Annotated in this window: 17 protein-coding genes; 12 read left to right on the forward strand and 5 right to left on the reverse strand. The window is 48.4% G+C overall.

What is annotated here, in order from left to right; genetic code table 11:
- The first annotated feature begins 191 nt into the window (after positions 1 to 191).
- From ACJ2PR_RS16725 to ACJ2PR_RS16775, 11 genes are all read left to right on the forward strand, one after another.
- Positions 192 to 827, forward strand: coding sequence for a HEAT repeat domain-containing protein (locus ACJ2PR_RS16725; protein ID WP_446877831.1), 636 nt, complete (start codon positions 192 to 194; stop codon positions 825 to 827).
- Between the two features lie 580 nt (positions 828 to 1407).
- The gene (gene kdpA / locus ACJ2PR_RS16730; protein WP_446877832.1) at positions 1408 to 3153 is read left to right on the forward strand and encodes a potassium-transporting ATPase subunit KdpA; all 1746 of its coding nucleotides are present in this window, start codon (positions 1408 to 1410) and stop codon (positions 3151 to 3153) included.
- Positions 3154 to 3217: 64 nt separating this feature from the next.
- The gene (gene kdpB, locus ACJ2PR_RS16735; protein WP_446877833.1) at positions 3218 to 5314 is read left to right on the forward strand and encodes a potassium-transporting ATPase subunit KdpB; all 2097 of its coding nucleotides are present in this window, start codon (positions 3218 to 3220) and stop codon (positions 5312 to 5314) included.
- Between the two features lie 14 nt (positions 5315 to 5328).
- Entirely contained in the window at positions 5329 to 5598 is a 270-nt protein-coding gene (locus ACJ2PR_RS16740; protein ID WP_446858108.1) for a potassium-transporting ATPase subunit F, read from the forward strand.
- The gene (gene kdpC / locus ACJ2PR_RS16745) at positions 5598 to 6242 is read left to right on the forward strand and encodes a K(+)-transporting ATPase subunit C (RefSeq protein ID WP_446877834.1); all 645 of its coding nucleotides are present in this window, start codon (positions 5598 to 5600) and stop codon (positions 6240 to 6242) included. Before ACJ2PR_RS16740 ends, kdpC begins: the two co-directional genes overlap by 1 nt.
- 364 nt (positions 6243 to 6606) lie before the next feature.
- Positions 6607 to 7722: a sensor histidine kinase KdpD gene (locus ACJ2PR_RS16750; RefSeq protein WP_446877835.1), complete on the forward strand. Its 1116-nt coding sequence runs from the start codon at positions 6607 to 6609 to the stop codon at positions 7720 to 7722.
- 108 nt (positions 7723 to 7830) lie between these two features.
- The gene (locus tag ACJ2PR_RS16755) at positions 7831 to 8136 is read left to right on the forward strand and encodes a TrkA C-terminal domain-containing protein (RefSeq protein ID WP_446877836.1); all 306 of its coding nucleotides are present in this window, start codon (positions 7831 to 7833) and stop codon (positions 8134 to 8136) included.
- An 86-nt stretch (positions 8137 to 8222) separates the two neighbouring features.
- Positions 8223 to 9350 carry a universal stress protein gene (locus ACJ2PR_RS16760; protein ID WP_446858112.1) on the forward strand — a complete coding sequence of 376 codons (1128 nt, stop codon included), beginning with the start codon at positions 8223 to 8225 and terminating at the stop codon, positions 9348 to 9350.
- 323 nt (positions 9351 to 9673) lie between these two features.
- The gene (locus ACJ2PR_RS16765; protein ID WP_446858116.1) at positions 9674 to 11212 is read left to right on the forward strand and encodes a SagB/ThcOx family dehydrogenase; all 1539 of its coding nucleotides are present in this window, start codon (positions 9674 to 9676) and stop codon (positions 11210 to 11212) included.
- Between the two features lie 593 nt (positions 11213 to 11805).
- A complete protein-coding gene (locus tag ACJ2PR_RS16770) occupies positions 11806 to 13044 on the forward strand; it encodes an NAD(P)/FAD-dependent oxidoreductase (protein ID WP_446877837.1) in 1239 nt (412 codons plus the stop codon).
- A gap of 71 nt (positions 13045 to 13115) precedes the next feature.
- On the forward strand, positions 13116 to 14345 hold the full coding sequence (locus ACJ2PR_RS16775) for a serine/threonine protein kinase (RefSeq protein WP_446877838.1): 1230 nt from the start codon (positions 13116 to 13118) through the stop codon (positions 14343 to 14345).
- A gap of 483 nt (positions 14346 to 14828) precedes the next feature.
- Here the strand turns inward: ACJ2PR_RS16775 and ACJ2PR_RS16780 are convergent, their stop codons facing one another.
- The 4 genes from ACJ2PR_RS16780 to ACJ2PR_RS16795 form a co-directional block, all read right to left on the reverse strand.
- Positions 14829 to 15773, reverse strand: coding sequence for an ABC transporter ATP-binding protein (locus ACJ2PR_RS16780; RefSeq protein WP_446877839.1), 945 nt, complete (start codon positions 15771 to 15773; stop codon positions 14829 to 14831).
- Between the two features lie 24 nt (positions 15774 to 15797).
- On the reverse strand, positions 15798 to 16595 hold the full coding sequence (locus ACJ2PR_RS16785) for an ABC transporter permease (protein WP_446877840.1): 798 nt from the start codon (positions 16593 to 16595) through the stop codon (positions 15798 to 15800).
- Positions 16592 to 17467 (reverse strand): ABC transporter permease, encoded by an 876-nt coding sequence (locus ACJ2PR_RS16790; RefSeq protein ID WP_446877841.1) that lies wholly within the window; start codon positions 17465 to 17467, stop codon positions 16592 to 16594. Before ACJ2PR_RS16790 ends, ACJ2PR_RS16785 begins: the two co-directional genes overlap by 4 nt.
- A 144-nt stretch (positions 17468 to 17611) precedes the next feature.
- Complete coding sequence (locus ACJ2PR_RS16795) at positions 17612 to 18667, reverse strand: ABC transporter substrate-binding protein (RefSeq protein ID WP_446877842.1); 1056 nt, start codon at positions 18665 to 18667, stop codon at positions 17612 to 17614.
- Between the two features lie 181 nt (positions 18668 to 18848).
- Between ACJ2PR_RS16795 and ACJ2PR_RS16800 the strand changes: the two genes are divergently transcribed.
- Positions 18849 to 19556, forward strand: coding sequence for a Uma2 family endonuclease (locus ACJ2PR_RS16800; protein ID WP_446877843.1), 708 nt, complete (start codon positions 18849 to 18851; stop codon positions 19554 to 19556).
- On the opposite strand, the gene ACJ2PR_RS16805 is transcribed toward ACJ2PR_RS16800, so the two are convergent.
- Complete coding sequence (locus ACJ2PR_RS16805) at positions 19549 to 20997, reverse strand: FAD-binding domain-containing protein (protein ID WP_446877844.1); 1449 nt, start codon at positions 20995 to 20997, stop codon at positions 19549 to 19551. The genes ACJ2PR_RS16800 and ACJ2PR_RS16805 overlap by 8 nt on opposite strands.
- Between the last annotated feature and the right edge of the window lie 369 nt (positions 20998 to 21366).

A 21366-nucleotide genomic window follows, 5' to 3' on the forward strand; every position in this document is an offset into this window, starting at 1 on the left:
TTCTAAATCCTGGAATGAGGCTTGTCGGTTTCTATCCTAAGACGCTGAACTTGCCGTGTTATTGAGTGTTGATCGGCCCTAAACTTTAGCTACTGAAGACGAGGTGAGCTATCGCCATTACGGTAGAAAGGGGTGAAGATGCAAACGGTTCTTTGCGTCTAAGTCCATTTAGTTTTTGTTTCCAAGCGATCGTGACTGACATCCAAACTTTAATTCTTGCTGTTGATCAAGCCGATTCCTCAACTCGTCTGTTAGAGGCAGTGCAAAATCTGGCCAGTGCTGAAGCGATCGGAGCAATCCCAGTGTTGATCACGGCGCTTGGCTATAACAATCCTGGGGCAGCGGTTGCAGCGGTAGATGGGTTGATTCGACTTGGGGAAGCGTCCGTCGGTCCATTATTAGAACAGTTGGATGGCTACAATTATGGAGCGAGAGCCTGGGCGGTGCGTGCTTTAGCTGGTATCGGTGACCCTCGTGGTTTGGAGATCTTGCTTACTGCGGCCCAGAATGATTTTGCGATGAGTGTGCGACGGGCTGCCACGAGAGGATTGGGCACGATCAACTGGGAAAAGTTAGACTCCACTCACAGACAATCGGCACAACTTCAGGCTCTCCAGGCTCTGCTGAAGGTTTCTCACGATCATGAATGGGTCGTTCGATATGCAGCTATTTTGGCACTACAATTCTTAGCGATCGCCGTGGTCAAAACGTATCCTGATTGGTTTGCTCAAATTCAGGCTCATTTCCATCACCTTGCTCAAACAGATGAAAGTCTAGCGATTCGATCGCGCGTGCAGTTTGCCCAACAGCAGTTACAGAATGTTTAATTAGTGTTGGTTCGATGATGTCTTTCGCTTCGTTGTTGAGTGTTTCTGTCTCCTAATTCTGGAAGACTTTTGGACAAGCGTTGTCTGCAAGATTTATCGAGCTTACAGTTAATTAGGTCTTTTGACTGATTGACTTTTACAAACTACCGGAACTACGGTGAATTCTTTGTCCACTTGATGTTTAGATCGAGTATACACACAGATATAGATTTTATCTAAACAGCCGAAATGCTTTAGCTACTAGAAAGACCTTTGGAGAAAGAGATGAGCGGGGTAAACGCAAAGATATACCTTGTTATTCTCCAATAGTTCTCACATGATTGAAATTGAAGGCTTCTAAAGGCAAAAAGTTCTAGTTACTAGAAATACAGATTTGAGTGTCTACAGTCTAGTAGTTAGATGGGCTTATGGTTGTGCTTTTCATATCAATTTCTTCCATTAGCGATACAGGATTGGTAAAGATCGAAGACCAAAGACTAACAACCTGTATTCAAAGTCTAAAGTCTAAGGTCTAACGACTGAAGCTTGATCGCCTTCTCAACCAAAATTTCAGATTTATCATATTGGAGTTCAATGAACCATGCTTCAAGGGTGGTTTCAAATTGCATTGACGCTGCTCATTGTAGTAGCAATGACTCCCTTCTTGGGGGGGTATATGGCCCGCGTTTATCAAGAACAAAGAACTCTGCTCGACCCCATTCTGAATCCGATCGAGCGCTTACTTTACGCTTTGTCGGGTGTTCAAGCCAGAGAAAACATGACGGGTTGGCAATATGCACGAGCGATCATATACAGCAACTTTGTCATGGCTCTGCTGCTCTTTTTGATCATTCTCAGCCAAGGTTGGTTACCGTTTAATCCAACGGGAGTTGGTGCCCCAACTTGGGACACTGCGCTGCATACCACGATTTCGTTTATCACTAACACCAACCAGCAGCACTACTCTGGCGAAACCTACCTGAGCTATGGCACTCAGATGTTGGGATTGGGCTATCACATGTTTACTTCGGCAGCGACGGGGTTAGCCGTGGGGATTGCCTTTATTCGCGGATTGACGGGTCGGCCCTTGGGCAACTTTTATGTGGATTTGATTCGATCAATTACCCGCATTTTGTTGCCAATCAGCATTGTGGGGGCGGTTGTTCTCATTGCATCTGGTGTTCCCGAAACGTTCGCAGGGCCAGCAGTGGTGGCGACACTAGAAGATCCGACTGTGAGTCAAGCGATCGCTCGCGGGCCGGTGGCGCACTACGAAATTATCAAGCAGTTGGGAGAAAACGGCGGCGGTTTCTTTGCCATTAACTCAGCTCATCCGTTTGAGAATCCAAATCCATTCACCAATCTGATTCAAATTGTGGGAATGGTGTGTATTCCAACGTCCTTTATCTACACCTATGGCGTGTTTGCTAACAATCGAAAACAAGCCTGGTTAGTGTATGGGATGGTGTTCTCAATTTATGTTGGCTTCATCATCACCAACGCAATTGGAGAATACAACGGTAACCCCGCAGTCAATGCGCTGCTAGGAGGTCAGGCTCCTAATCTAGAAGGAAAAGAAGTCCGGTTTGGCTGGGCCCAGTCTGCCCTGTTTGCGACGACGACGACGGGGACGATGTGTGGTGCAGTCAACAGTTTGCACGATTCGTTTATGCCCAATGGTGGCTTTGTCACTTTGTCGAATATGTTTCTGCAAATCATCTGGGGCGGACAGGGTACTGGGACAGCGTATCTATTCGCTTACTTGATCCTCGCAGTATTCGTCACAGGATTAATGGTCGGTAGAACTCCGGAGTTTTTGGGGCGCAAAATTGAGAAGCGAGAAGTGGTTTTAGCCAGCTTTCTGATTCTATTAGTTCACCCAATCGCAATTCTAATTCCCGGAGCGATCGCGCTGGCATTTCCTGATCAGTTAGCGGGTATTAGTAATCCTGGTTTTCATGGATTAGCTCAAGTGATGTATGAATATGCGTCAGCCGCTGCAAACAATGGTTCTGGATTTGAAGGATTGGGCGATTCTCAGCCGTCGCCGTTTGCGATAGCGGGGGGCGCAACCCCAACCGCGACCGCTCTCTGGTGGAATCTCAGCACTTGTTTTAGTTTGTTAATCGGACGCTTTGCTCCGATCACGGCCCTTCTGCTGCTGGCAGATAGCATGTCGCGCAAACAGCCTGTTCCGCTCACCACCGGAACGCTGCGTACCGATACAGGACTCTTTACTGGAGTGACAGCAGGCGTAGTCCTAATTTTAGGCGCACTCACCTTCTTCCCAGTTTTGGCGCTGGGGCCGATCGCCGAAGCTTTCCAAATTGCTAAAGGAATTGGGTAGCTAAATTCTCACCTTCAAAATTGAGCCTGATTGTTACTCCTCACTTCCGACAAATTCTGAACTTATGGACACTCCACAGGATACGACTCCGATCGCTTCTCAGCCAATCAACACTCGCGACGCTGGCAGACGCACGCCTAAAGTAAACATGAGTGGGCTTTATCAGAGAGCAATTCGGGAGTCATTTACCAAGCTCGATCCGCGCAATCAGGTCAAAAATCCCGTCATGTTTGTGGTCTGGATTGGCACGATCGTCACTCTGCTCGTTACCCTTGATCCCAATCTGTTTGGCACTGTCCAGGGCGATCCGGGTCAAGAACGGGTGCTCAACGGACTGATTACACTGATTTTGTTCTTCACCATTGTCTTTGCCAACTTTGCGGAAGCGGTTGCCGAAGGAAGAGGGAAGGCCCAAGCGGATTCGCTGCGATCGACTCGATCCGATACGATCGCTCGCAAACTACTGCCAGACGGCTCCCTTCAAGAAGTGAGTTCGACCGCACTGCGAAAAGGCGATCAGGTGAAAGTCGTCGCAGGCGATATGATTCCCTCTGATGGTGAAGTGATCAAGGGGGTCGCATCGGTTGATGAATCTGCAATCACAGGCGAATCGGCTCCCGTTCTCAAACAGCCCGGTACAGATATCATGAGTTCGGTAACGGGGGGAACGCGCATTCTGTCTGATGAATTGATTCTTAGAGTCACGTCTGATCCTGGTCAAGGCTTTATCGATCGCATGATTTCGCTAGTCGAAGGGGCATCCCGCAGCAAAACGCCCAACGAGATCGCTTTGACAGTGTTGCTCTCGGTTCTGACGCTCGTCTTTTTGATTGTGGTAGCCACGGTATCACCACTCGCTAACTATGTGCAGTCACCGACGACGATCGCCATTCTGATCTCGCTGCTAGTTGCCCTAATTCCGACGACGATTGGGGGCTTGTTGAGTGCGATCGGCATCGCCGGGATGGATCGCGTCGCTCAGTTTAATGTCATCGCCACATCGGGTCGAGCCGTCGAAGCTTGCGGAGACATCAACACGCTGGTACTCGACAAAACAGGCACGATCACATTAGGCAATCGGTTAGCGGCTGAGTTCATCCCTGTCAATCGTCACAGTCTTGAAGAAGTGTCTCAGGTTGCGCTCGCCGCCAGTGTGTTTGACGAAACGCCAGAAGGGAAATCGATCGTTCGGTTAGCCGAGCAAAATGGCGCGACTGTCAGCTTCGATACCGACAATGCTTCTGGAGTAGAATTCTCCGCTAGAACTCGAATGAGCGGCACTGACCTACCCAACGGGCGCGAAGTTCGTAAAGGGGCAGTCGATGCGATTCGGGGATTTGTGCGATCGCGCGGGGGCACTGTCCCTTCTCAACTAGACGAAGCCTATGAGCGCGTCTCTCGACTGGGAGGAACGCCCCTCGCCGTCTGTCAAGATAGCGAAATCTACGGCGTGATCTACCTCAAAGACATTGTAAAACCAGGTCTAAGAGAACGCTTTGATCAACTCCGCCGCATGGGAGTCAAAACGATCATGCTCACAGGTGACAACCAAATTACCGCCTCGGTGATCGCTCAAGAAGCAGGCGTAGATGACTTTATCGCCGAAGCCACTCCCGAAGACAAAATCGATGTCATCCGTCGAGAACAATCTCAGGGCAAGCTGGTCGCCATGACGGGAGACGGCACCAATGATGCGCCTGCTCTCGCTCAAGCCAACGTCGGTGTGGCGATGAATTCGGGAACCCAGGCTGCCAAAGAAGCGGCCAACATGGTGGACTTAGATTCTGACCCGACTAAGCTGATTGATCTAGTGACGATCGGCAAACAGCTTCTCATCACTCGTGGGGCCCTGACGACCTTCTCGATCGCCAACGACATTGCCAAGTATTTTGCGATCATTCCGACAATCTTTGCGGCGGCTGGCATTGGGGCATTGAATGTCATGCAGCTAAAAAGTCCCCAGTCTGCCATCATTTCAGCCTTAATTTACAATGCGTTGATTATTCCTGCTTTGATTCCGTTGGCGTTAAAGGGCGTGCAGTTTCGGCCATTGACGGCTGATCAATTGCTGCGTCGTAATATTTTGCTTTATGGCGTTGGCGGTGTCATTGCTCCTTTTATTGCCATCAAAATCATCGATGTGCTGATTCCTTTTTCTTAGAACCAATCATCACTATGAAACCAACTCGTTCATCATTTTCTCAAACTTCTGTTCAGATTGTCGAAACTGCGATCGACCTCTTTGCTGAGTGGCGCAGACAAAAACTACCGCTCTACCTGTTTCTAGGACTGTGTTTCAATCTGGTCTTAGCGCCTGCGGTCTTTGCGGCTACGGGGGGCGATCTGTCTCGGAGCCAAACCTATTGGTTGTCAGCGCTCGGACTGGTTGTGGTCGCCCTGGGCATCTATTTATTCTTTGTCATGTTTGTACCGGAGAGATTCTAATGAGTTTTGCGCGTGAGGCAGGTAGAGCCGTCAGATCTACCCTGGTGCTTTGGGTGTTGACCGCAGTGATGTATCCCTTGGTCATGATTGCGGTTGGGCAGATTGTTTTTCCGTTTCAGGCCAATGGCAGTCTGATTAAAAATGCTCAAGGTCAAGACGTTGGATCGGCGCTGATTGGTCAGCCGTTTACCTCAGACAGATATTTCAACAGTCGCCCCAGCACCACCAGCTACAGTACGGCTGATCCCCAAAAGGACGAAGCGGGTGTTCTCAAAACGGGCGTATCCGGGGCGAGCAATCTAGCTCCTAGCAATCCCGCCTTGTTGGATCGAATCAGAGGTAAGAGCGATCCTGACCCAGCCAACGCGATCGAAGGTGACATTCCTCGTCTCCAAAAGGCAGGCGTAAAACCGACGGCCGATCTCGTTTATACCTCTGGTTCTAGCCTTGACCCACACATTACACCAGAGGCGGCCACTGCTCAAGTTGATCGCGTCTCCAAAGCTAGAGGAGTACAGCCCAATCAGGTCGAAATTCTGATCTCACAAAATACGGATGGTCGCTTTTTGGGCATTTTTGGCGAACCTGGCGTAAATGTCTTGAAGCTCAACCTGGCTTTAGATAAACTCAAGCCAGCCGCCTAGAGTTCCAGGATGTAGTCAGATGTGAATTCGGTGAAATGCTTTGCTACACGCGCTTCGAGATCCCGCTAGTGAAAGTCATTCAGAGGGAAGCGGAGGGCAAAAGCTTCAGGGAACAGCGCGAAAGAATTTCAGCGAATTCACATCACCTTAAACATCTCACCTCAAGCACTTCACCTCTGAGACTTAATCGTTTGTTTAAATCCCCTTTAATTTTAAAGGAAGCGATCGTCTCATGAAAGATTAATCATTCAAATCCAGTGCAATCACAAGTATATTGGGCATTGCCTCAAAAAGTGCGACAGTCAAAACGATTTTGCACAAGTCACTTCAAATCTAGTTAATCGTCAAAGGAAAGGTTTATAAGGTGTGTTCCTTAGCTCCGAGGTTTAATTGCACTCATGAACGTCTGCCCCGTCGCGGTAAACACAAAATTTTTATTGGCATGGCTCCCGGTGTCGGCAAAACCTACAGAATGCTAGATGAAGCCCATCGTCTTAGACAAAGTGGGGTCGATGTGGTGATTGGTTTTTTGAACACCCACGATCGCCAGGAAACCACCGACAAATCGATTGGATTAGAAGTTATTCCGTCCAAAACCACCCTGAGAGAGGGACTCGTCTTGAGGGAACTCGATACGAATGCAGTGATTGAGCGCCACCCAAAATTAGTTTTAATTGACGAACTTGCTCACTCAAACTGCCACGATCGTTGTCAAGATATTGAAGCAATTTTGGCAGCAGGCATTGATATTTACTCCACCGTCAACATTCAACACATTAGCCATTTGAGTCGTCGGGTAGCACAAATCACAGGAACGATCTCAAGTAGCAGTCTTCCAGATTCTCTACTCGACAACGCTGAAGTAATTGTGGTCGATGCCACTCCAGAAACCTTGGAACAACGCTTGCTCAACGGAAAAATTTATCCGTCTGAGCAGATTGACGAGGCTTTGCAGGGCTTTTTTCAGCGTCGCAACCTGGTAGCTCTACGCGAACTAGCCCTTCGAGAAGTTGCTGATCAAATCGAAGGCACTCGCGCAGCCATTCAACGCCGCGAAGATGACTGCAATCTATCAACTAATTTTTGTCAGATTCACGAGCGTGTTTTAGTTTGTATTTCGACTGCTCCCAACTCTTTGCGATTGGTACAACGCGGCGCAAAACTTGCAGACTACATGAATGCTCCTCTTTATGTTTTGTTTGTTCAAAGAACTGAGCGATCGCCCACTAAATCTGAAGCCCGTTTTCTAGAAAGGTGTGAGCGAATTTGTCAAAAGTTTGATGCACAATTTATTCAAGCCACAGGAGAGCCTCTTGGGAAGGAAATCATTAAAGCTGCACAATCTCATCGGATTACTCAAGTTGTTTTAGGCCAATCTGATCAGTCTTGCTGGCAAGTCTTTTGGCGCGAATCATTGATCAATCAGCTTGTCCGATCGCTCAAACAAACAGATGTTCACATCATCTCAAACAGCCAGTAAGTCTGAACGTTAGACCTTTACTCTACTCACTTGCTAAAAACTATCCTTACTCTCGTGCCTAGCTGAAACATTCTTCAAAGATTACTCAACTTAGGACAAGGTGTAGCTATGGAACAAGAAAGAATTATCCTCTCAACAAGACCCGTCCAGCCAAGTTTGTTTGCAGTCAAAATTGAGTTCAATAGTAGCTATTGTGGAAGTCAGTTAGCCGATCTTCAGATTCCTGAGAAATGCTTAATTTTAGGGTGCTTGAGACAAGATCGAGTCATTCCCTTGAGCGAGAACCCTACTGTTCGTCTGGGAGATCACATTCTGGCAATGGCGTTTCATCCCATGATGGTTTCAGAGCTTGAGTTTGTTCTCAAAAAAACTTGTCCAGTTTATTATTCACTTCAGACTTGTTCTTTAGAATAAGTAAGACCCTGACTAAAGACATCTGACCGCAAATCCTCAAAAACTTTTATCGGTTACGCTGCTGTCCATATCATCATCTGTGCACGATGAAAAATTTGCCCAATCCCTCTCCTGATATCTCTTACATGCGGGCTGGTCGTCGTGGTAAGCACAAAGCCTTTATTGGCATGTCTCCCGGTGTGGGCAAAACTTACAAAATGCTGGAAGAAGGGCACCGTCTCAAAAAAGAAGGCACTGATGTGGTCATTGGTTTATTAGAAACCCACAATCGCCAGGAAACGATCGCCAAAGCCATCGGTTTAGAACTGGTGCCTCGACAACAGATTACCTGGTCAGGAGTGACGCTGACTGAGATGGATACCGATGCTATTTTGACTCGTCATCCTCAGTTAGTTTTAGTCGATGAGCTGGCTCACACCAACGTCCCTGGCTCTCAACGAGAAAAACGCTATCAGGATGTTGAGGTGATTTTGGCGGCTGGAATTGATGTGTTTTCTACGGTCAACATTCAGCATTTAGAAAGCCTCAATGATCTGGTTGCGCGCATTACAGGCGTGGTTGTGAGAGAACGGATTCCCGATCGCCTGCTCGATGAAGCGGATGAAGTCGTCGTCGTCGATGTCACGCCAGAAACGTTAGAAGAGCGCCTCAAAGACGGCAAAATCTACGCTCCCGAAAAGATCGATCAGTCTCTACAAAACTTCTTTCAACGACGCAATCTGATTGCCCTACGAGAACTGGCCCTACGAGAACTGGCCGACAACGTAGAAGAAGACGCGATCGGAGTCGAAAACTCAACTCACAAAGCCCCTTATTGCAATGTCCGCGAACGAGTTTTGGTTTGTGTCTCAACTTATCCCAATGCTCTCCAACTGGTTCGACGTGGCTCCCGAATTGCTGGCTATATGCACGCGCCCTTCTATTGTTTGTTTGTCGATGATCCCGATCGCTTTCTCAACAAAGTAGAGAGCCTGCATATTGAAACTTGTGAGCGCCTCTGCCGAGAGTTTGAAGGAGAATTCATTCGGGTTGCAGGACACAACAAAGCAAAAGCGATCGCAGACATCGCTAGAGACTATCGAATCACACAAATTGTCATTGGCGAAAGTCAGCGATCGTGGTGGAAAAATCTATTACATGGTTCATTAACTCAACAGCTTCTCAAATCTCTTAAGAACATAGACGTACATATCATTTCAGGTGAGAAAGATTGAAGGAATGAGGGATGTCCAAAGTCTTGATCTGATAGTCCTTTGTCAAGAAATCTAAGCTGCTCCAAAAATTGTGTTAGCTTTTCTCTTGTCAAAGAATCTACGTTTGAGGCTCCTGTACTTTGATCATGGGTTGCCAAACTAGATAAGTTTGTTGACTGGCACCGAGGCTGAACGATCGTGATCTGGGCTGTGCTAATTGGCGTGAGAACGATTCATACTGAGATTGAGCAATACCATAACTTTTTCATCCCTCATCCCTCATCCCTCATCCCTCCCTTTCCATGTCAAGATCAGAGATAGCCGCAGCCCTTCCTTAGAGTCCTATGTCAGATCTTCCTGGATCGATCGCTCAACACTACCACGAGCGCACAAAATACAATCCTGAGACGATTAAAGTCAAAAGTAAGCCCCTCGATTGGAGCCAGCAGCCCGTTCCTTTTAAGGATTACAAACTGGGCACCCCTCTAGACCTCAAGCCTTTTTTGAGCCAAGACCCCAATGCGTTTGCTCAAGATGCGGTCAAAACCTGGTGGCGCAGACTGTCACATCTGCTGTTTTGTAGCTATGGCATCACGGGCATGATTCCCACGGGGGGCGACCCTCACTATTTGCGATCGTCTCCTTCGGCTGGAGGACTCTACCCCGCAGAAATTTACCTCCTCTCTCGTGGGACTCCGCTGCTCCCGGCTGGGCTGTATCACTATCAGGCAAACACTCATTCTCTCCTGCGATTTTGGGAAAGTGATATTTGGACGACGCTTCAATCTGCCTGCTTTTGGAATCCGACCCTCGAAGGGACACAGTTGGCGATCGTGGTGACAGCCGTGTTTTTTAGATCGGCATGGCGCTATCAGGATCGGGCCTATCGTCGAATTTTCTTGGACTCTGGCCACCTTTTGGGCAATTTAGAACTCGCCAGCGCCCTAAATGATTTTCGCCCCCATTTGATTGGCGGATTTGCAGATGAGGCGGTCAATCAATTGCTGTATCTGGATGCGGATCAGGAAGGTGCGATCGCCGTCATGCCTTTAGCCGATTTGCGAGAAGTTAACCAAAATTTGCCCCTGACACGGACTGCGCTTCCTGCGACGACTCAGCGAGACTATCCCAAAATTGCCGATGGTGAACTGCTGCACTATCTGCATCACGTCACCCAGATTCCTTCTGACCCTGCTGCCAAAGTTAACTGGAAACTGCCCCCCACAGTGGGCGAACGATCGGATAAGTACAACTTTCCGTTTTGTCTAAAAGTCTCTACCGCGTCACCCGCGATCGCCTGGGGCAGCCAGCTAGAGAATTTAGAACAAGCAATCTTAAAGCGACGATCAACCCGTGGCTACAGTGGGCAATCCCTAACCTTAGAAGAGTTAAACGCGCTGCTTGACTTCACGTATCAACCCCAACACTACATTGACCAGGATTTAGATGGATCGCCCGACTACTTTGATCTCAGTTTGGTCGAAACCTTTATTGCAGTCTCTTCGGTCGATGGGCTAGAAGAAGGCTGTTATTACTACGCTCCGAGAGCGCAAGAACTGCGTCAGATTCGATTTAAAAACTTTCGTCGAGAGCTACATTATCTCTGTCTGAGCCAGGATTTGGGACGCGATGCTGGGGCGGTTTTATTTCACACAGCCGATTTGCAAAGAGCGATCGAACAATATGGCGATCGGGCTTACCGCTACCTGCATATGGATGCCGGACACCTGGGACAACGGCTCAATCTGGGTGCAATCCAACTCGGTTTGGGAGTCAGTGGCATTGCTGGATTTTTTGATGACCAGGTTAATGAGGTGTTGGGCATTCCTCCAGACGAAGCAGTTTTGTACATTACGACTTTGGGACGATCGCGCCTGCAATAAATGATGAAAATGAAGGATGAAGGCTCTACTCTTCTAAACCAATGACCATGAGTAATTGTTCTTGAGCCAGTGATATTCACTCATCATCAATTGGATCAACTCGTTTCTCGATCGCAGATCATTCAAAATAATCATGCAAATATCTTTAGCCCCTTGAATAAGGAGATCTGTTAGAGTACGAATGGTTGTTGATACCAATTCTTCATGAAGCTGGCTGTCTTTTGATCCCTCCTAACCCCCCTTAAAAGCTGCCGTGTACACACAAGTAGATCGATCAGTCATTGCTGAGATCCTTTGCCCCCTAAATCCCCCAAAAATGGGGGACTTTGAGCCGTCGTCATGGCTTTGAACTTTGGAAATCTTTCCTTGGTCAAAGTCCCCCAGCATGGGGGATTTAGGGGGCTGAAGCCGCTTGAAACGAAGCGACAAGGACTTGTATGTACACAGCAGCCTTAAAAGAGGAGAAAATAAAAGTCTGGTTCCCTTTTTAACGGAGCTAGGGGAATCTGATCTGTGCAAAGTTCTCTAAAGAGTTGCTGACGATCGAAGTCGGGTGTCACAATCCAGGTTCAAACTTTATTCAACAAATTCCTTTGTCTCTTCAATCTCTCAAAGTCGTGACGATCGGCGGCGGTGCGGCTGGTTTCTTTGGTGCAATCTGCGCGGCTCAAAAGCACCCTCACGCTCAAGTCACTCTACTCGAAGCGGGTCGTCAACCTCTGGCCAAAGTTCGGATTTCGGGGGGCGGACGCTGTAATGTGACTCATGCTTGTTTTGATCCGGCAATTCTAGTTCAGCATTATCCTAGAGGCGGCAAGGCTTTGCGGGGAGCGTTTAGCCAGTTTCAAGCCAAGGATACGGTGGAGTGGTTTACCGATCGTCAGGTCAAACTCAAAACCGAACCTGATGGACGCATGTTTCCAACGACGGACAATTCAGAAACGATCGCCAATTGTTTAATCGAGCAAGCTCACGACGCCGGGGTAAATCTCTGCGTCGGTGCAGGCGTGAAGTCGGTTGAGAAGAAAGACGACGGCTTTAAGATTGAACTGCGATCAGGGGAAGTGTTGACCGCCGATCGAGTGATTTTGGCAACGGGCAGCAGTCCTCAAGGCTACGAATTCGCGCGATCGCTGGGACATACTATTGAATCTCCCGTTCCCTCACTGTTTACGTTCAACGTTGAGGACGATCGACTACAAGAATTGCCCGGAATTGCGGTCGATCCGGTACGGTTGCGTTTACAAGTGGGTGACAGCAAGTTAGAACAGACGGGCGCATTGTTGGTGACGCACTGGGGCTTGAGTGGGCCCGCCGTTTTGAAGCTATCTGCCTGGGGTGCAAGAGCCTTACATGAAGATCACTATCAAGCGGCGCTGACGATCAATTGGCTCCCCCAACAAAATCCTGAAGCACTTCGACAACAGCTATTAGCGGTGAAATCACAACTGCCCCAACGAGCGATCGCTTCTAGCTGTCCTGTCATTTTGCCGCGTCGTCTCTGGGAGCGTCTGACCAATTCTGTCGGCATCCAAAAGCAAACTCGCTGGGCGGAACTTTCTAACAAAACGCTAAATCTGTTGATCCAGGAATTCACTCAAGGACAGTATAAAGTCAACGGCAAAGGCGTTTTTAAAGAGGAATTCGTGACCTGTGGCGGCGTAAATCTCAAAGAAGTTAACTTCAAAACAATGGAAAGTCGCTGTTGCCCTGGTCTTTATTTGGCGGGTGAAATTCTAGACATTGACGGCGTGACGGGAGGCTTTAACTTTCAGAGCGCTTGGACGACGGCTTGGATTGCGGGACAAGCGATCGGGAGGGATGAGGGATGAGGGATGAAAGGTGCAAGCCACTGTCCTTAAGTTAGCGACATTCAACTGTAAATCTAAGCAGCGAGGAACGGATGGGCGCACTCTCTGAAATGTCTGGGGAATTGCTGCACGATCGCTACCAGATTCAGCAGTCGTTGGGCAAAAAAGCGGGACGGCAGACTTTCTTGGCGCTTGACTTACAGACTCAGAAACCAGTGGTCGTCAAACTGCTCACCTTTGGTCATGACTTTGAGTGGGCGGATCTCAAACTGTTTGAGCGAGAAGCCGAAACCCTGAAAGCGTTGGATCATCCTGCCATTCCTCGCTATCTCGACTACTTTGAGATGGAATGGTCAAATGGGAAAGGCTTTGCGCTGGTGCAGAGCTACATTGAGGCAAAGTCTCTACAAGATCAACTCACAGCAGGTCGGACATTTAGCGAGATAGAAGTTCAGCAGTTAGCCAAATCGCTATTAGAAATTCTTGCCTATTTGCATCGCCAGCATCCACCTGTGATTCATCGCGATATTAAGCCGAGTAATTTGCTGTTGACAGACCGATCGGGCAACCATGTCGGGCAAGTTTATCTCGTCGATTTCGGCTCAGTGCAAACGCTGGTCGCTCAAGAAGGCGGAACGATTACCGTCGTCGGTACTTACGGCTATATGCCACCCGAACAGTATGGCGGACGAGCCACTCCCGCGTCGGATCTCTACAGTTTGGGGGCGACGTTGATTTATCTGGTGACGGGCAAGCATCCAGCCGATTTACCTCAGCGTAATTTACGGATTCAGTTTCGGTCAGTCGCCCACGTCAGTCCCGAATTTGCCGATTGGTTGACTTGGCTTACCGAACCCGCCCTAGACGAGCGATTAGAATCCACAGAAGAAGCGCTGGATATCTTGCAAAACGGCTACTCACAGCCCTCAGACGATTTGATGACGGTCGAAGAAGGCAAAATCGCGCCGCCCCTGACCTTCGATCGAATCCTCTGGAATGCGGTTTGGCGGACTACAGGCATCGGATTTATTTCTCTCTTAGCCAACAGTACAACAGGATTATTCATCGGTTTCTTGAATGGACTGTTAGTCGGTTTGCTCACGTATCAATTTTATTTTCCTTTGTCTCGTCGAGGCTACTCTTTAAAGCTCGGTTCAGCGGTGGTAGTTCTCACGTCGCTCCTTCTGTTGGTGGGAAACGGTTGGAGTCCAGAGATGTTGATCTCAAGAGATTCTATGATTTTCAATCTAATGATGGTGGGTGCTAGTCAACTGTTTGCTCGGTGGTATATTCGGCAAAGTCAGGACGAGCGATCGAAATAGAGAAGTAATCTGCTAAAAATAACGTGAATTGGATGGAATCTTTCGCTACGGTGATGAATCCGGGCAGCCCCCTAAATCCCCCAATGCTGGGGGACTTTGAACCAGAAATCTGATCTAAAAGTTCTCCAAAGTTGGGGGGTTGGGGAGCAGAAGCGCCAAACAACGCAGCGAAAAAACTTCATCGGATTGACGTTAAAAATATTCGTTTGCAATCTACTAAAGTTATATCAATTCGATAAACTGCCTTACGAGAACTTTGAACTGGAAGTCTTGTCATAAAGTCCTACAGAATTGACAGCTTGGGGGTAGAAGACCTCAATAACGAAGTTCACCAAACTGACGTTGAAATTCAAGCTAGATTTTGATCACAATGCAGTCTTGAGCATTCCAGGAGAGCGTTTGTCCAGATTGGTCGCCCCGCCCGTCACAGAGTTGAGTCACCGTGAGTGAACCGATCGCCGTTTCCATCTGAGATTGCAGCAGTTAACCGATATAAGTAACCGTCTGAATTTTGCCCGCTATCTGGTTGTCCGCTGTGCCTAAATGATTGACTTGCAGCCGTTCTGGACGAATCATCAGCGTCACTTCATCCCCGATTTGAACGGGATTGTTGGGCGAAATCGCCTCGATCGTTACGCCCTTCACATTCACACGACAACCGTCATTCGTGACTTCGAGAACGCGACCTTGCAGAAAATTAGCCTTGCCGATAAACTGCGCGACAAATAGAGAATTGGGTCGATCGTAGATTTGTTTGGGCGTGCCAAGTTGTTGAATTTGACCCTTGTGCATGACGGCGACGCGATCGGACAGTGCCAGCGCTTCTTCTTGATCGTGGGTAACGTAGATGAATGTGAGGTTAGTTTGACGCTGCAATTCTCGCAGTTCTTGGCGCACCTCTTCCCGAATTTTGGCATCCAGTGCAGACAATGGCTCATCGAGTAAAAGCACTTTTGGCTGACTGATCAGGGCACGCGCCAGCGCAACTCGCTGCTGCTGACCGCCCGAAAGTTGAGCAGGACGACGATCGCCCAATTCGTCAATCCGAAATCGTTTCAGCGATTCTTGAATCCGAGGCGCAATGTCACTTTTAGAAACGTTGGCGATCGTCAGTGGATATGCAATATTCTCAGCCACCGTCAGATGCGGAAAGAGCGCATAGCTTTGAAAAACCGTGTGAACATCCCGGCGATAGGGCGGCCGCGTCGTCACCTCTTCTCCCCCGACAAACACGCGCCCATATTCAGGAATATCGAATCCCCCAATCAAGCGCAGTGTCGTTGTTTTGCCCGATCCACTCGACCCCAACAGCGAAAAAAACTCCCCCGCCCGCACGTCGATCGTCACATCCTGAACCGCATACACCTCCCCCTTCGCCGTCGGATAAACCTTACTCACTGACTCCAAATAAACCACACTATCTTTCATGTTTCATCCCTCATCCTTCATCCCTCATCCCTCATCCTTCATCCCTCCCAGCCTCTGACTCATCAACACCAGCATTGTACTGGCCAGCAAAATCAGAGTGGCGATCGCTGCAATCTCTGGCGTGATATTCGTTCGCAGTCGTCCCCAAATTTCCATTGGCAACGTGTTTTCGCGTCCGGTCAGGAATATGGTAACGATCACTTCATCAAATGAGAGCGTGAACGCTAATAAAGCACCTGCGATCAAAGCGCTACGAATATAAGGGAGAATGACTCCAGTAAAGACCTGTGCTGGCTTTGCGCCTAAATCGTAAGCGGCTTCTTCAAGACTGCGGGGAAATTGACTCAGGCGGGTAAAAATCGAGCCAAGGGCGACAGGTAAACCAAACACCGCATGACCCAAAATCACCGTCCAGAGCGAAAGTTCAAATCCCAAATCAGAAAGATACGCCAGCATCGCTACCCCAGTCACCACTCCAGGCAGCAAAATCGGTAAATTAATCGCAATCCGAAAGGCATTTTTACCAAAAAATTGATAGCGATAAATTGCAAATGCAGCTAATAATCCTAACGTTGTGGCGATCGCCGTCGCCATTGTCGCCACTTTGAGAGAATTGATCAGCGCCAGTTGGAGAGCCGTGTCATGGTAAGCGCGATCGTACCAGTCCAGCGTGAATCCTCGAAACGGCAGAGACAGAATTTTGGAGTCGTTGAAACTCATGAGAATCAGAACAGCGATCGGCAGATACAAAAAGGCAAAAACCAATATTGTCCAGATTCCTAAAAACCACGGTCTGCGCTGAGTTCTCGGTGTTAGAGTCAATTTTCTAGCGCTCCTTGTTTGAGAACGATCGCCAATCCGCTAAACACAATCAACATCACAATCAAAGCAAACGCTGCACCCAAAGGAAAATTGTAAGCAACGCCAAACTGAGACGCAATAATGTTTCCTAACATGATGCCGCTAGAACTGCCAACTAAACTCGGTGTAATAAAGTCTCCCATCGTCAGAGAGAATACGTTGATAGAGCCTGCTAGAACCCCAGGCGCAACCAGCGGAAGAATCACTCGACGAAAAGTAGTGAACGGAGGCGCATTCAGATCGGCAGACGCTTCGAGAAGGTCGTTGGGTAACCGCTCAAATGCTGTGATGATTGGCAAAATCATAAAGGGTAACCAAACATGCACAAACGTTAAAGTCGTCGAAAACTGATTGTATAGAAAAAGTTGACTGGGTTCTTTGAGCAGTCCGATCGACAACAGCGCCGTATTGAGAATGCCGTTGTAGCCGAGGATAATTTTCCAGGCGAAGACTCGGACGAGATAGCTTGACCACAATGGTAGAATGACCAGGATCGTGAGCAGACTTCGATAGCGATCGCTATACTTCGCCACAAAGTAACCCAACGGCAGGGCGATTACAATATCGATCAGGGTGACACTCAAGGCAGTCCAGACGGTAAGAATGATCACCGATCGATAAGAAGGATTGCTAAAAATCGCCTGAAAGTTTGCAAAACTGAATTCTTTCACCACATCGTAAGCCTCCAATCTCCAAATGCTGTAAGAGATAAGGAGCGCGATCGGAATGAAATACAACAGCGACATCCAAAGTAACGGCGGAATTAACGTTGCGTACAATCCTAACGATTGAGATTGACGACGCTTTTGTAATAGATTGTTGATTGCTGTCATTTAGATGCCCGCCGACCAGGGTCGGGGCTAAAAGGACATGTGCCTTGGCGCACCAAGGAAGTGATTCTAACAGCTAGTCCACGGAGGTGGATTTCGGTCTGATAGCCGCGAATTGATTCGCCAGGTTTATTTGATTCACAATCCTTAGCTGCGAATTTCATTCCAGAGTTGTACCCAGCGATCGTAGTTGGGGACGTTTTGCCACATCTTAATTTGCTGGTGTAGAGACAGGTCATCCATAAACAATTCTTTGGCTCGTTTTGCGCCCACGGCTTTGACTCCTAATTCAGTTGCACCCGAATAGCCTGTGACATCCATTACGCCTTTTTGACCGTCTTCGCTCAGGATAAAGTCAACCCACTGATAAGCTGCGTCTGAGTTGCGAGAATTTTTGGAAATCATCCACGAATCTGTCCATCCGGTGAGCTTGCCTTTGGGCGTGACAGAAGCGATCGGGAACCCTTCAGATTTAAGTTGTGTGTAGGTCAACGGCCAGGCATGAGCTAGGACAGTTTCACCCGATTGAAATAGGTTTGCCAATTCGCCAGCCGTTGTCCAAAATTTGCGGACATTGGGCCGTAGTTCCAACAGTTTTGCTTTCACGTCTGCCAGATCTGCGTCGGTGAGATTGTAGGGATCGTCTTTGCCCAACCATAATGCAACGTCAGCGATCGTCATCGGGTTGTCGGGCAGTGAGATTTTTCCGGCATACTTGGGATCAAACAGCACATCCCAAGATTGAGGTGCAGACTTGACTTTCTCCGAGTTATAAAGCAAAACATTGGGCCCCCAGGCAAACGTCACGCCGTAAGGTTTTCCGTCAAAGGTATTCCATTTTCCACCTTGAAATGAGTCGAATACGGTACTGTAGTTTTGCAATTTAGTAGAGTCGATCGCTTGCACCAAACCCGCTTTGTACAACCGTTGAGTAATGTCTCCCGAAGCCGATATTAGATCATAGGTGCGCCCTTTTCCGGTGCGGAATTTGGCAAACATTTCATCGCTCGACCCGGCATAGGTGGCTTTAATCGTGCAGCCTGTTTTTTCTGCAAATTCTTTAGTAAATGATGAATCGGTGTAGCCTTCCCAGACGATCGCAGACAACTCACAAGTCGCCGCCTGCACAGGTTTCATCGGTAAAAGAATTGAGAATAAGCTCACTAAGCCAGCGAATAAGACAATGCTCAAACGGTGCCACATGGTTGTTTCCCCTTGATCCAGATAACAGTAATGATCAACGAAGTCGATCGCTCAGTCGATAAACTTGAAAAATTGTAATATCGATCGCGCTTCTGAGCCACGACCGCAACAACATTGTTTTGACGCGATCGCTGATAATAGAAGTCAACATAGAAATCAACCCGTTGCCAGGAAACGTCTTATGAATCTGACGGCGCAACAACTAGAGGCTCTGATGCCTGACGCAACTCAACTGTTGAGCGATGAGCCAGAGATGGAAAGTTCTTTGCACTATACGCAGCTTGCTCTGTTGGTGGCTTGCCTGGAGTTTTTGTGGCGCGATCGCACGGACTTTTTTATCGGTGCCAATCTTACGATTTATTTCAGTCGTCAGCAGTTGAGGAACCGGGACTTTCGCGGGCCGGACTTCTTTCTGGTCAAGCAAACGGCCAAAGTGCCGCGCAATTCCTGGGTCACCTGGGAGGAAGACGGCAAATATCCCAATCTGATTATCGAACTGTTGTCCATTTCCACCGCTGACACCGATCGCAATCTCAAGAAGACGCTTTACCAAGATCGCTTTCGGACTCCAGAGTACTTTTGGTTTTCGCCAGAGAGCCTGGAGTTTGCCGGATTTCGGTTAGTGGGACACCAGTATCAACCCATTGCACCCAGTCAGAATAATTGGCTTTGGAGCCAAGAGTTAAATCTCTTTTTAGGCATCGAGAACCGCCAACTTCGCTACTTTACCGCAGACGGACATCTAGTGCCGACCCCCGATGAAGCTGCAATTCAAGAACGTCAACGAGCAGAACAACTGGCTGAACAGGCTTCTCAAGCCGCTAACCGTTCAAATCAACTGGCTGAATACTTACGATCGCTTGGCATTGACCCCGACACGATTAGCTAACTTCTGATTTGTCGCCTGTGAGTTCTCTTTGCTGTTGATATTGTTGTTTAAAGTGGCGTTGTTGTTGGTTGTGATCGACGATCGGCGCGGGATAGTTGCAGCGATTGCGATCGTATTCCGAAATCGTTCCAGAAATGAGATCTTTCGTATCCACACTGCGAAGCTCTGGTAACCATTTGCGAATATATTCTGCATTGGGGTCAAATTTCTTGGCTTGACTCGCCGGGTTAAAAATCCGCAACGGTTTTGGATCCATGCCGCTGGATGCACTCCATTGCCAGCCGCCATTATTGGCCGACAGATCCCCATCGTAGAGCCTTTCCATAAAGTACTTTTCACCCAATCGAAAATCAACCAGCAAATCCTTCGTCAAAAAGCTGGCTACAATCATCCGGCAACGGTTGTGCATCCAGGCGGTTTCATTCATTTGCCGCATCGCAGCATCGACGATCGGATACCCCGTCATCCCCTCACACCACGCCTGAAAATAATCCTCATTGTTCTCCCAGGGAAAGGTCTTTAGCACCTTGCGATAGGCACCCTCCGCCAACTCCGGGAAGTGATACATGACATCCTGATAAAACTCTCTCCAAGCGATCTCTTGCCGCCAAGTTTGAATGCTGGCTTGCGTTTCATCACTGCGGCTTTGCTCCATTGCGTTTACCGTTGCCGCCCAGACCGATCGCACCCCAATTACCCCAAACTTCAACGCAGCACTCAGGATCGAAGTCCCCGGATTAGCCGGAAAGTTGCGCTGTTCTTGATATTCATTAATCGCCGATCGCGTAAATTCTTCTAGTCGATCTTTAGCTGCCTGTTCTCCGGGTTGCAGCATCAGTGGATTGTCCCACACAAAACCGAGATCCTTGGCGCTTGGAAGGGCGATCGTTCCGGCTTGTTTTGCAACCTCGATTTCCGGCTCTGTCAGACCTTCTGCGTTTGCGAGATCAGGGGCGGGGGCTGCTTTGGGTTTGCTGTTCCAGTTTCGCCAAAAGGGACTGTAAACAGTGTAAGGCTCTCCCGATCCCGACTTGATGTCTTCGGGCGAGTGGAGGAGTTGATCCCAAAATGTTTTGACTTCGATGCTGGTCTGATTGAGGGACTGAATGACGGTGCGATCGCGATCGCGGGCGTAAGGCTCTACATCATAGTTAAAGAAGACGGCTTTAGCGTTGAGCGTGTTGGCCAGTCGGGGCAAGCCTTTTCGAGGGTCATCCTGCAAGATCAGAAGTTGGCTGCCTGCTTCGGTATACCGTTGTTGAAGTGACTGCAAACTGCCGATCAGATAAGTGACTCGCGCAGGCGCAACATCGATCAACAGGCTGGGATCAAGACAAAAAACGCCTACCACTTTGGTACTCTGTTGACGCGCAGTAGCCAACCCAATATTGTCAGAAGTTCGCAGATCCCGACGGTGCCAAAACAAGATTAGATCAGACATAAAGAAGACATTAAACCTTGAACTGGGATTTTAGATCTTAGACTTTTTGATGAGGTTGATTAATCCTCTTAAAGTCTCATACCAAACCAAATCAATTTGTTATTGCAACCGATCTTCGACCTCCCCCAACACCTCCTTATAATTGTGATAATTGTGGATTTAATAAAACCGACCATTGCGTAGGGTGTGTTGAGCGATAGAGAAAGGCACCGCCAACGGTTGCAATCGGTGCGTCTTGCGTGGCTCAACACACCCTACAAAATCCGGTATTATTCAATTCTCATTCCTGAGCAATGCGATCGTGTGCACAAGTCGATCGATCTGTGTAGCGCCGAGATGCTTTGCCCCCCAATCCCTCAAAATGGGGGA

The sequence above is a fragment of the Phormidesmis sp. 146-33 genome (assembly GCF_052939515.1).